This window comes from Chryseobacterium turcicum (genome assembly GCF_021010565.1).
In the GTDB taxonomy this organism is placed as follows: Bacteria; Bacteroidota; Bacteroidia; order Flavobacteriales; family Weeksellaceae; genus Chryseobacterium; species Chryseobacterium turcicum.
This window is the reverse complement of record NZ_JAJNAY010000001.1, coordinates 1465973-1478593: the sequence shown is the minus strand read 5'-3', so window position 1 is coordinate 1478593 and position 12621 is coordinate 1465973. Positions and strand designations below refer to the sequence as shown.

General features: G+C 35.9%; 8 protein-coding genes. 7 read left to right on the top strand and 1 reads right to left on the bottom strand.

The annotated features are described in order from the left end of the window. Window positions 1-16 precede the first annotated feature (16 nt). The 7 genes from LO744_RS06775 to LO744_RS06745 all read left to right on the top strand — a co-directional run bounded on the left by LO744_RS06775 (window position 17) and on the right by LO744_RS06745 (window position 8373). The gene (locus LO744_RS06775; RefSeq protein WP_230668289.1) at window positions 17-562 is read left to right on the top strand and encodes a peptidoglycan-binding protein LysM; all 546 of its coding nucleotides are present in this window, start codon (window positions 17-19) and stop codon (window positions 560-562) included. A gap of 206 nt (window positions 563-768) precedes the next feature. Further along, window positions 769-1314, top strand: a complete 546-nt coding sequence (locus LO744_RS06770; RefSeq protein WP_230668286.1) for a peptidoglycan-binding protein LysM — start codon at window positions 769-771, stop codon at window positions 1312-1314. Between the two features lie 81 nt (window positions 1315-1395). Next, the gene (locus tag LO744_RS06765) at window positions 1396-2196 is read left to right on the top strand and encodes a fimbrial biogenesis chaperone (RefSeq protein WP_230668283.1); all 801 of its coding nucleotides are present in this window, start codon (window positions 1396-1398) and stop codon (window positions 2194-2196) included. Between the two features lie 9 nt (window positions 2197-2205). Further along, the gene (locus LO744_RS06760; protein WP_230668279.1) at window positions 2206-5007 is read left to right on the top strand and encodes a hypothetical protein; all 2802 of its coding nucleotides are present in this window, start codon (window positions 2206-2208) and stop codon (window positions 5005-5007) included. An 11-nt stretch (window positions 5008-5018) separates the two neighbouring features. Beyond that, window positions 5019-6455 (top strand): hypothetical protein, encoded by a 1437-nt coding sequence (locus LO744_RS06755; protein ID WP_230668277.1) that lies wholly within the window; start codon window positions 5019-5021, stop codon window positions 6453-6455. A gap of 543 nt (window positions 6456-6998) precedes the next feature. Further along, window positions 6999-7718 (top strand): sensor histidine kinase, encoded by a 720-nt coding sequence (locus LO744_RS06750; protein WP_230668274.1) that lies wholly within the window; start codon window positions 6999-7001, stop codon window positions 7716-7718. 13 nt (window positions 7719-7731) lie between these two features. Then, the gene (locus tag LO744_RS06745; protein ID WP_230668269.1) at window positions 7732-8373 is read left to right on the top strand and encodes a response regulator; all 642 of its coding nucleotides are present in this window, start codon (window positions 7732-7734) and stop codon (window positions 8371-8373) included. A gap of 263 nt (window positions 8374-8636) precedes the next feature. On the opposite strand, the gene LO744_RS06740 is transcribed toward LO744_RS06745, so the two are convergent. Further along, window positions 8637-12545, bottom strand: a complete 3909-nt coding sequence (locus LO744_RS06740; RefSeq protein WP_230668267.1) for a response regulator — start codon at window positions 12543-12545, stop codon at window positions 8637-8639. Window positions 12546-12621 lie beyond the last annotated feature (76 nt).

Here is a 12621-nt window from a genome sequence, read left to right as displayed (position 1 = left end):
TTAAAATATAACTACCATGACAAAACAATTCGCAATCGCAGCATTAACTATCGGAGCAATCGTATTAGGAACTAACAATGCTAAAGCTCAAAATACAACCGCTACCACAACAGTAAACATTACCCTGAACGATGTGATTTCAATTGACGCTGGAAGTGCTGCAATTGGTAATACCGTTGACTTTAACTATGTTACTGCTGCAGATTATAACTCTGATCAAACAATCAATAAAGCGAACTCTTTAAAAGTTACTTCTACCAAGAACTTTAATGTGAAAGTAAAAGCAGGAGGCGCTAATTTCATGAATGGAGTTAACTTAATCCCTGTAAATGTTTTGACGATCAAAGCTGCTACAGCTGCCGGAACAATGGGCGGAACAAAAAGCGCAGTTGTTTTATCTGCAGCCGATCAAACTTTAGTAGCAAATGCTCCACTTGGAAGCGCATTAACGCTGAATTTAGATTACACCATTCCTGCAGTAAAATCATCTTCTTCCGATATTTTAGGTAAACCAGCTGGAACTTATACGCAAACAGTAATTTATACTGCAACGGCTTTATAATAAAAACAAACAGCAATTTTATATAAGCCCTCAACATTTAAAAATGTTGAGGGCTTTTCTATTTAAGCCAAATGAATAAACCGTGTAGTTATTTTACTACATGAACTTCCATTTTCAACTACAAACAAACTTTTATTGCCACCGTAGATTTGTAGTGTTCAAAAGAGAACAATTAAACAAGATTAAAAATTTAAAATATTACTACCATGACAAAACAATTCGCAATCGCAGCATTAACTATCGGAGCAATCGTATTAGGGACTAACAATGCTAAAGCTCAAAATACAACCGCTACCACAACAGTAAACATTACCCTGAACGATGTGATTTCAATTGACGCAGGAAGTGCTGCAATTGGTAATACCGTTGATTTTAACTATGTTACTGCTGCAGATTATAACTCTGATCAAACAATCAATAAAGCCAATTCTTTAAAAGTTACTTCAACGAAGAACTTTAATGTGAAAGTGAAAGCAGGCGGTGCTAATTTCATGAATGGAGTTAACTTAATCCCTGTAAATGTTTTGACCATCAAAGCTGCTACAGCTGCCGGAACAATGGGCGGAACAAAAAGCGCAGTTGTTTTATCTGCAACCGATCAAACTTTAGTAGCAAATGCTCCACTTGGAAGTGCATTAACACTGAATCTAGACTACACTATTCCTGCTGCGAAATCATCTTCTTCCGATATTTTAGGTAAACCAGCTGGAACTTATACGCAAACAGTAACTTATACTGCGACGGCTTTATAATATTTTTTTTAGCTTATAAAGCTTTCTTTTGTTACGTTTTCAGTAGTTTTGGGGATCATTTATTTTTAAACAATTTACACCATGCGCAAGTTTACTTATCTTTTCATTTTCTTTATCCTAACAGTGTCTTCTGCACTTCGAGCACAAAGTATTTCTATGTCGCCAACGCGACTATTTTTCACCGGTAATCCAGGAGAAAAAGTAACGCAAACAGTTACGCTTCAAAACAGCTCAGATAAGGATTATGTTTTTAATCTCAACTATAAAGATTGGAGCAGAGAAGAAGATGGAAATAAAGTTTATCTTGAAGCAGGCAGTTCAAAAACTTCTAATGCCGCTTGGGTATCAACCTTAGAAAACGCTGTAACAGTTCCTGCGAAAAGTACAAAGGAAATTGTAGTAACCATGCAGATTCCGGCAAACGCCTCAAAGTCTGATGTTACAAACAGTATGTTGTTTTTCACCCAACTTCCCCAGCAAGCAGATCAGGCACGTATTCAGAATGGTATTGGTATTATCACCTTATTTGAGGTGGGGCTTCACATCTTTTATACTCCCTCTGGGAACCACGTAAAAAGTTTGGATATTACCAATATTTCAGAAGTAAGTAATGAAAATGCCACGAACAGAAAAGTAGCAGTAAGCATCCAAAATGATGGAAACACTATCAATGATGCCACCGTTGAGTTTGAATTAACCGAAACAGAAAGTGGTAAGGAAATAAAATTACCCGCAATTTCTATCTCTATGCTTCCTAATACCAGTCAGGTCGTTCAATTTTCTTTACCTGAGAATATTTCAGGGAACTTTCTTGGCGTGGCGATTATCAAAATGGCAGGATCCAATGATTTACGTGTTGGCGAAAAAAACTTTAAATTTTAAAATTAAGTCTTGAGACCACATAAGGAAATACCAATATCAACCGTAAAAAGAACCATCTTATTTTTTGCATTAGTTCTGCACTTCTCGTTTGCCTTTGCGCAGGAAAAGAAGAATATTCAAATTCATTTTGAAAATGACAATGTAGCGGTTAAGAAGGGTTCTACTTTTACTAATTTCCTGGTGATTGAGAATAAAAGTTCTGAAGAAATTACCATTCAGAATATTATGCCTCAGGAAAATTATCCGGGTTTACTTTTCTATCCAAAAAATGATTTTACCTTAGCTGCCGGTCAGTCTAAAAATCTTCCTGTGAAACTGATTGCCAACCTTGATTTTATGAAACTGAAATCAAATGAGATCAAATTCCAGGTTTCGTATACCACCTCAACGGTCACCAAAACTGAAAGTACCTCGTTCTTCGTTGACAAAGACGAGAACAAAAATATTGCAATTTATACGGCATCGTATGAAAATTTCATTAATCCTGCTTCTCCCGCTTCCTCAATCATGCTGATTGTAGAAAACCAAGGCTATAGTAAACGAACCGTTAAGATTGATTTGCAATCTATTCCTGATGGTTTGGAAATGATGCCAAAGCAACAAACTATATCTCTGGAAGGTTTAGAAAAACAAACCGTTGAGATCAGAATTGCGGTAAGAAAACAGAATACGCTTTTTCCAGAATTTAATATTAATGCAACCGCAACCGATGTGCTTAATAATGAAATCGTGGGAAGCAATACGCTATACTTAGTCATTTTATCAAACAACAGGCAAATTGCCCGTGGAAATGAAACGGTGAACGGAAGTAATTTTGCGGAAATTTCCTATAACGAAAACAGTTCAGGGTTCAATTTTCTTCAATTGAGAGGAAATACATCATTTAGAGTGACTGAAGATTTGAAATCCCGTTTCAATATAGGCGCAGATTACTATCTTGAAGACGGTCGTTATAACTTATATGATACCTGGCTGGAGCTTGAGAAAAAAAATACGGTATTAAGAGTGGGAAATGTTAATAGTAACGATTACGATCACCCTGTTTTCGGAAGAGGTGGAAAAGCTTCTACCAAATTTGGTGAAAATAATCAGATTGAAATTCTTGCGCTGGAAAATAATTATAACCTGTATGGAACTTATTTCCAACAAACCAAAGGATCTACCATAATGGGTGCAAAATATGGTTTTGGGAATGCTAAATCTTTCAATGGGAAAGTTTCCTATATATTTGACCATGATCCGCGCTTTAATATAGATACACAGGTTGCAAACGCAACATCATCATTTTTAATTAACGATAAACACACAATCCGCACAGAGATAGGCCTCAGCAACGAAAAAGGCCTTATTAATAAAGATGAAAATACAGGAGCTTCAATGGGAGCCAATTACGAGGGAAAAATAGGAAAATGGGATATACAATCTATTAATTCCTTTGCTACAAAAAGCTATGCAGGGATAAAAAGAGGGTCTTTTTTTTCAAATCAGCGAATCAGCCGCCAATTTTCTGCTTCTCAGCGTGCTTTTATACAATATCAGAATTCACAAGTAGACCCCGAGTTTCTGAGTTTTCAAAGTGCACCAATCCAATCTGGAAATACTGCTAATTTGCGTTATTATTTCAATAGTACAGAAACTTTGGGATCAGGGTATCAGCTTTCTCTAAAAAAGTGGAATTTCCTACTTTCTCCAAAAATTGAAAACCAAAAAACAGCCAATATTTATACATCGCAGGAGCTTTTCTCCTACCGGATGGAAGCTAACATAAGCACGGTATTGGGTGCTCATGGATTCAACTGGATGGCGGAATATTCTTATTCGAAAGAGAACAATAAGGCCGATTGGTTCAACAGTCTGAGAACAACTTTGTCTTACAGATACAAATCCTTCTCCCTCAACGGAACAGCCCAATGGAACGCAATTAGCGTCTTTGATTTAAATTCTTATTACGATACAGACCGTAATTTTGCCAACTACAATGTATACGCCTCGTATAATTTTCAGATGCTTAAAAATAATCTGACTGGATCTTTTACTGCTGGAACTTACTATTCGGAACTTTATCAAAACTTAAACAGCAATATCAGTGGTAATCTGGAGTATAAGGTTTCTCCTTCATGGTCTACCACAGGTTATTTTAATTTTTCAGGTTATAAATCTACGGCTGCTTATGCAAGTAGTGGCAGTTATTACCAGTTTAGAGTGGGTATTAAAAAATCCTTTACCGCAGCTACGGCTCTCGGAAATCATAAAGTGACGTTCCAGTTCTTTGAAGATAAAAATTTTAATGGACTTCTTGAAACAGGTGAATCGGCTATTGCCAATGAAATAGTGAAACTTGACAATTTTGTTGCAATAACAGATAAAAACGGAAAAGTAGTTTTTCAGAATGTACCTGAGGGTATTTACACACTGAAGGTGAACGAAAGTGCCAGTGCACGATTGATGATGGATCCTGTAATTATGGTAAATAAAAATATCAACCGTAAAGTGGGTCTGGTAAAAAACATCAAAGTAAGCGGAAAGTTAAAAGAAATTAAACAAACCTACGATGTTTTGGAAACGGATGTAACCGGAATAGTGGTGTATGCAAAAAGTGAAGATGGTGTAATCTATACCGCCGTGGTTAACCAAAAAAATGAGTTTGAGTTTTTCCTGAAAGATGGAAAATACAACCTCTACATTGAAAATGACAAATACAGCTATACACAGCCCAACCAGACTATTCAGGTAACAAAAGAAGGTTATTCTGGAACCGTAGTTTTTGAATATAAGAAGAAAGACACCACTATAAAGGTGAAAAAGTTTTAAATTTAGAGGATATGAAAACGATGAGAGCTTTTTTAATAGGAATTTTTACCGTGTGCTCAGGATCAACAGTCATGAAAGCTCAGGATGTTTACCTGTCTATTCCTGAAAATAATATTTTTAACAGGAGTGAATTTACCTCAGTCCCTACAAGGATGATGACGAATGCCAACAGAACAAACTGGGATTATACCTTTTTTGGATTTTCCCCAACAGCTCCTACATTTACCTCTGTCTCGGGTCCTAATTTCACTCACTCTTCGTCTTCATTTACTTTACCCAGCTCTACTCTTGTGTGGCAGTTAGAAAGTATGGGCGGGCAGCTGCCATCTACAGGACTTTCGGGTTATTTACCAGGTTTTCAGTCGTTCAACACAAGTGCTATACGATGGTTTGAACCGCCCGCATCGATTATTTTTAATGGAGGATTTAACCGCGGAAATATCAATTTCACTTTTAAAATCCCAGCCTCACAGTTTGCTGCCAACACCTTCCGGGCAGGAAATTACTCCATGGATATCAATCAAAATTATAATGATTTTACGCCACGTAATTTTAAAACAATTTTAGTAATTCCTTCCTCCGTCAGATGGCTCACAACCTCTTTAACAAAATACATAGAAATATCTTCTTTAAATGATTACCGAGGTACTGGCACGAAAGTCTTCAGTTTGGAAAATGCGGAAATCGCACATACTGTAGATTTTAATTTATGGGCGAAAGCTACCTCAACAAATGTACAGTTCACTTCCTCTAAAGGTGTTCCGGGAACCAGAAATGTAGCAAGCATTAAATTGGGTGGTAATGGATCTACACTCACTACAAAACCCTTATCTGCTAATTTTCAGAATTTTTCCCCTGCTAATTTCAGTGTTGTTGCGGGAAACAGAAATAACTTCACCCCAGAGCTTTATGTTTCTGCGGAAGATTTTAAGAACTTTTTCTTTGAAGCAGGAACCTATACTTTTGATTTGAACTTCAACGCCATAAGTACAGATAATTCAATAAACAGTTTTCAAAATACAGCTGTTCAGTTAAAGGTACTTCCTAGGTCGGAGATTACCATCCCCAGTTCCGGGCGAAATGTAAACTTCAACTTTAATACAGCTGCCCAGTACACCAGTGGTCAGTCACAAATGATTCCAAATCAAATTTCATTGTCCAATAATGAGAATTTTGAACTGTATGTAAAATCAGACGAAAATTATTTCAAGAAAGGTGGCCTGCAGACCGACATCAATTCTAACATATTACAAATTGGCATAGATGGAAGTTCTGTAGATACTCCCCTATCCAAAACTCCTCAAAAAATACTCTTTAACGGAACACCGGTTTTAGACCGAGGACTGAACGTAAAATACACCATACTACCTGCGGGTGCCCAAAGTTTAGTAGGAAAACAAAATTCTACTTACTCAATCAACATTTATTATAGCTTTACGGCAATTTAACAATAGTTTTTTATAAAACTTTTCTTTATTAATCAATAACCAATCGCCGGATTAGCACTATATTGATAAATTAAGAACTTTAAATTTAAATGAAAAATATACGACGCCACTCATGTAGCGTCGTATATTGTTTTATACAGCTCGTCCGGTAATGTTAGATTACAAGACACCTATGGCAATTTGGAAATAGAAAATCGACTTGTAAAGCCCATTCGTTTATAACAGAAGTACCCGATTTTATTCGCCCTAAAAAGTTCTGAAAAGAAAGTTCCGATTTTATTTTAATGGATATTCAGATACCTCATCATTGAAGAAAAAAAATAAGAGTCTTGGAAAAAAGTATCGAAATACCTATTATTGCACTAGCGGCAGGAAGTCTGCCTGGTGAGAAATAAAAAATGTCTGCAAACCTGAATATCAGACTTTTTAACCAAACCTTTATTAAACTCATATGATGAGAAAATGGTTTGGCATAGAGATCAAAAAAAACTATACTTTGAAAAATACTGGATTGTATTTTTTTAAAGCTATGATACTTAATTTATGAAAGACCTTATCAACGAACTACAATTAAAAAACGAAAGACTGGAAAGTGAAATCAGTTTTAAAAACGGACTGATCTCGATGTTGTCTCATGATTCAAAAGAGCTGTTTGGAAATTTTCTGTGGATTATAGAAGCGCTGGAAGAAAAGACTATAAGTGAAGAAGATTTTTTCAACTTGTTGCCGCAGATAAAAAGCGATGCCCAGAAGAATCTGCAAACCATTAAGGACAGTACTTCCTGGTTAAAAACTCAATACGGGGAGTTTAAGATTAAACCTGAGAAAATCATAGTGATGGATCTTTTTCACCATTTTGAAGAAAAATATGCTGCCAAATTAAAAGAAAAAAATATTAAATTTCATTTTAAAGGAGATTCCAATGCATTTGTTACAACCGATCGATTGTTGCTTGACTATGTTTTAGACAAAATTCTCGACAATGCAGTGAAATACTCTTTGCCGGGGCAAGATATCTACCTGCAGGAAGTTACAGAAGGTGATCAGGTCATACTTTCTGTTGTCGATTCTGGAACGGGAATGGCTGAAAAGTATGTATCTACGATCTTCACTTATGAGAATCCCATATTCCAAGGTACTTCTGGTGAGAAAGGAGCTGGATTAAGTTTGAAAATTGTTAAAAATTTTGTATCATTGATGCGTGGAAACATACAAATCATTTCCGCTGAAAATGCAGGTACTACAGTTTCCCTTTTTTTGTAAAATTTACTGAATAATGGCTTTAAAAGTAAACGCTCGTATTATTGTAGCAGACGATCATGGTATCGTACGGATGGGTTTGATACAAACCATCAAACGACTCTTACCTGCTGCTATAATTTCAGAAGTTGAGGATTATAAATCGTTGTACAAAGCAATTCTAAAAGAAGAATTGGATTTGGCCATTATGGACGTTAATATGCCTAATGGTTCTGTTCAGGAAGCGATTGATTATATTAAAATACACCAACCTAACTTAAAAATTCTCATATTTTCTTCTCAGGATGAAGAGGTGTACGCAATGCGTTATCTAAAGATGGGAGCAGGTGGCTATCTGAGCAAACAAAGCTCGTATGCTGTAATTGAAGCTGCATTGACGGCGATGCTCAATACTGGTCGATATGCAAGTGAAGTTGTAAAAGAAGCAATGTTTTTAGGATCATTAGCCGGTACAACAAAAGACTCACCCTTTGAAGCGCTGTCAGACCGTGAATTGCAAATTGCTAATAAAATTGCAGAAGGTCTTTCCCTCAAAGAAATTTCTAATCAACTCAATCTCCATTCATCGACGATCAGTACCTATAAAAACAGATTGTTTGAGAAACTGGAAATACGATCCGTACCCGAATTGGTGGAAATTCTTAGACTGTATAATTAGTAAAAACTCCATTATTTCCCGCTTTATCATCTCGAGAAATCGTGGAATTTCATACATCACAATAAAATTCTTTACTCTGATTTCCAGTTTCGTTCGTGAAAAGTGATTCTACGAACAGAACTGGAGATCAAGAGATAGACAGAAGCTAAGCTCACGAATTCCCTGCGTTATCAGATATCTTTTTTCTGAATCGACCCATCTTTAACGAAAACGTATTCTGAAAAATCTTTTAGCAGCAATTAAAATGAATATAGCTTTTGATTTTATTTTACTAAACTTTTTATAATATTTAATCCTATTGTTAGTTCTTCTTTTATTTCTTTCTCCATAGCTGAAAAATCTATATTTTCATCTGCTATTTTTTCCCATCTTAATGCACATTCTGAAAGCCTGAAAAGGCCAGCAGTTCCGGCAGTGCCTTTAAGCTTATGAAGAATCATTTTGGTATCGTTCCCATTTTTTTCTGCTGCTGTGGTTGCAATATTACTCTCTGTCTGGACAAGCTCGTTAATGACAAGGTTTAAAAATATTTTTTTGAAATCGTCATCATCACCAATCTGCTCATTCAGCATATTCATATTGATGTATTTCCCAGTTAATATTTCAGTTTCTGCTTCAACACTTTTATCTTCTTTAATGGCAATATATTTTTTGAGCATTTCTGAAAGATCTGTCTGTCGCAAAGGTTTTGGTAGAAAATCGTTCATTCCCGATTCCAGACATTTTTCTTTTTCGCCCAAGACATTTCCTGCTGTAACCCCAATGATGGGTACGTTTTTATATTCGGGTAAGAGACGGATTTGCTGTGTAGCTTCAATACCATTCATCATCGGCATCTGTACATCCATCAGAATAATAGAAAAAACTTTTTTCTTACATTTTTCCAAAGCTTCAAGGCCGTTTACCGCCTCTGTAAGGTTAGCATCAGGTGTAAGCGATCTCATCATTTTATTATTCAACACCATATTTACCTGGTTATCGTCTACTAAGAGTACTTCAAGCTCTTTCATAAAAGAAAACTCATCTTCTTCAGAATGCTCCAGAGCCACAACTTCTGTCACATTATTTTGTGCCACACGTCTGAGTGTTTTATAAAGATCATCAGATTTAATAGGCTTTAAAAGGAAATAAGAATTATCTTCCTTCCGGAAAGAATTAATGACATCGTGCTCCTCTGAAGAAGTATGAAGAATGACCAATGGTGAAGTCTCATTTCGCTCATTAAATAGCTCTTTGATCTTGTCAATGGTTTCTAATCCGGAAATTACCGGCATATGATAATCCATCAATATCACATCAAAATGTTCACCTTTCAGCAGTATCTGTAAAGCTTCCATTCCGTTGGCAGCCAGTGTAGCTTCTATATTTTTATAGCTAAGCATATGTTGAAGGATGATTCTGTTGGCTTCATTATCATCTACTACAAGCACTTTTTCTATAGTAAGTTCGTCTTCTTCTTTCAATTCTGATATTTCATAAGGAATTTCAATGTCGAAGAAAAATACCGAACCTTTCTCAGGGGTGCTGATCAATGACAAATGACTTCCCATATAACCAAGAATATTGTTTGAGATGGTAAGACCGAGACCGGTTCCTCCGTAACGCTTGCTGATAGAGCTGTTTTCCTGAGTGAAAGCATCAAAAATATGTTTTTGCTTTTCGATGGGAATACCAATTCCTGTATCTCTTACAGAAAATCGCAAAACGATATTGCTATCATCCATGCTGAGTTTTTCTACTTTAAGCTCAATCTCGCCTTGTTCCGTGAACTTTACGGCATTCCCCAGAAGGTTGATAAGAATTTGCTTTAATCTCGATTCATCAAGTAACAGAGTTTTTGGAAGCCCTTGCTCTATATTAAGAAGGAGTTCTATATTTTTTTTCTGAGACTGATACAGAATCACATTAATAACCTGACTTACGATGTCATAAACGTCACTTTTCTCGATCAGAAGATCCATTTTACCGGATTCTATTTTAGAAAAATCAAGAATATCATTAATAATGCTCAAGAGGTTTTCCCCCGATTCATTAATATAATTAAGATACTGGGTCTGAATATCGTTAAGAGGAGTTCTCAAAAGAAGATCTGAGAAGCCAATCACTCCATTGAGAGGTGTGCGTATCTCATGACTCATATTCGCAAGGAACTCTGATTTTGCTTTACTTGCAATATCAGCCATTTTTTTTGCATTTTTAAGCTCTTCGTTGGTGTGTACAGAATTGGTACTATTTTGTACAGACACAATCACCCCTCCGATTTCGTTATCTGAAAGATACCATGGCCCCACCTTAAAGTCGAAATGCTGAATTTCTTCTTTGCCTTCAATACTGATTGCAAGATCTTCATTGATATAAGTTTTACCTTGCAAAGCATCACGATAAATTTCCTTTCGTTCTTCAGGAATGTCTGGTGATACAACAAAAATATTCTTTCCTATAATGTCAGCCTCATTCATTTCGAATTCATCTTTCCATCTGCTGCTTACTGAAATATAATTAAGGTCTTTATCAAACATTGCCACTGCAACGGGAACATACGTTACAAACGACTGCATCATTGCTTCTTTTTTAGCAATATCCAGAAACATATTTTTGAAAACATCAATATCCTGAATTATCCCGAAAACCCTGATGCAAACACCATTTTCAAATTCCGGAATTCCTTTTACCCTAACCCAGATTGTAACACCATCATTACGCACCAGCTGAAATTCATCATCATACGGAATTCCTTCTGTTACCGCTCTGTTGAATAAAAATTTAACTCTTTCTCTGCTATCTTCTTTATAAAAACCAATAGCATTTTCTAAGTTAGGCTGAAAATCGTTACTTATCTTATGAATTTCTTTGGTACTTTGAGACCAGAATACAGTGTCTTTTTTTAAATTTACTTCCCAGCCTCCTACTTGAGCTACAGAACTTGTCTGCTCCAGCATTTTTTTTGTGTGAATCAAATCTTTCTCTAAGGTCATTCTTTCGGTGACGTTCAATGCAGTGCTCACTATGTAAGGCTTTCCTTCCTCATCTATCTCAACAAGATTGTGGTACATCCAGATGTGCTCTACCCCATTCTTTGCCTTCAGAATCATGGTTCCGAAATCCTCCTTATTTTTATTAATCCGATCAAGATATTGGTTTAAAAAAGGCCACCTATGCTCAGGAACAAGATCTCTAAGGTTTAAATCTTTTACTTCATCTATAGAATATTGTAATGTTTCTCTCCCTTTTTCATTAACAGCGAGAATATTGCCTTCCATATCATGCATACTCATCAAACCGATAGCGTTTTCAAAGAAGCTTCTGAAGCGTCTCTCCGAGCTTTCCAACTGGCGTTTTTCCTCTATTTGTTCGGTAATGTTGATTCCGAAACAGAAAACTTCAGAAATTTCCTGATTTGGCTTCAATAACCATTCTATCGTCACAGAACTACCGTCTTCAATGAGTGTAGAAGTAGTAAAAGATACTTCCTGACCATTCTCTGGAAAGTTTTTAAGCTTTGAAAGCTCTTCATTATCTTCACCAAAAACCTGGTCGAAACCAAACCCAATCGCTTCTTTTTTCTTTAAAGAAAATATTTTTTCTACTACAGGATTGAAATCTTTAAGCTTCAATTCGTCATTTAAAACACAAATCAGATTATTGGATATATTGAAGAGCTGCTGAAAATACTCTGCATAAATTGTCTTTCTCTTTACCTTTAAAAGATTCAAAATAACATCTGAAAGCTTTTTGAGTGCTGTAATCTGACTCTCTGTTATTGTTCTAGGCTTATAGTCGATCACGCAAAGTGTTCCTAATGCAAAGCCTTCTTCGTCAATAAAAGGTATTCCTACATAAAATCGTATCCCTCCTTGCAAGATTAATGGGTTGCTATTAGATCTCTCATCCAAAAGCGTATCATTAATAATCACCACTTCTCCGCTTGCTATCGAATACTGGCAAACCGTATTCTTGCGCTCTACAGAATCAATTTCAAGACCTATACAGCTTTGGATGGTCTGCGTTTCACTTTCCATAATCGCAATTAAAGAAGCTGGACAATCGGCAATCAAACATGCAGTCTCTGCAAAAACATCAAATTGGGGGTCTTTACCTAAGTTCAGGAGATGAAAAAATTCTAATTTTTTCAATCTTCCCATCTCATTATCAGGAGTAATATACTTCATCATACTAGCCGCTAAATTATTTAAAAATAAATAAATATCATTATAGTATTTATACAAATAAGTTTTTATAAAATTTTTA